This is a genomic window from Hyphobacterium sp. SN044, assembly GCF_021864465.1.
Taxonomy (GTDB): domain Bacteria; phylum Pseudomonadota; class Alphaproteobacteria; order Caulobacterales; family Maricaulaceae; genus Hyphobacterium.
Map to the genome: position 1 here is coordinate 1 of NZ_JAKKUV010000040.1, position 331 is coordinate 331.

The window sequence follows — 331 nt, forward strand, 5'->3', positions numbered from 1 at the left end:
ATACAACTAGAAATTCGAATACTAATCACCGCTGCAGATGTTATTCACTCATGAACTGTACCTGCACTAGGTGTAAAAGTAGACGCCGTGCCCGGACGACTAAACCAAATTGGGTTTACCACCTCTCAACCAGGTATCTTTTATGGTCAATGCTCAGAAATCTGTGGAGCTAATCACTCCTTTATACCTATCGCAGTTGAAGTGTCGCAGCGAACCGCCGATGCCCGTTCTGCCTTTGAACAGAAGCCAAAGTCACAGTTCGACGAACCAGCCAAAGGCCCTGCTCCACCAAGAAAAATCAAGTCTTCATTTTTGGATGAACCAAGCCAGC

The 331-nt window shown here is 46.2% G+C and carries 1 pseudogene; it reads left to right on the plus strand.

The features are described from left to right. Positions 1–201, plus strand: a pseudogene (locus L5876_RS14960) (cytochrome c oxidase subunit II); the annotation flags it as partial. Between the last annotated feature and the right edge of the window lie 130 nt (positions 202–331).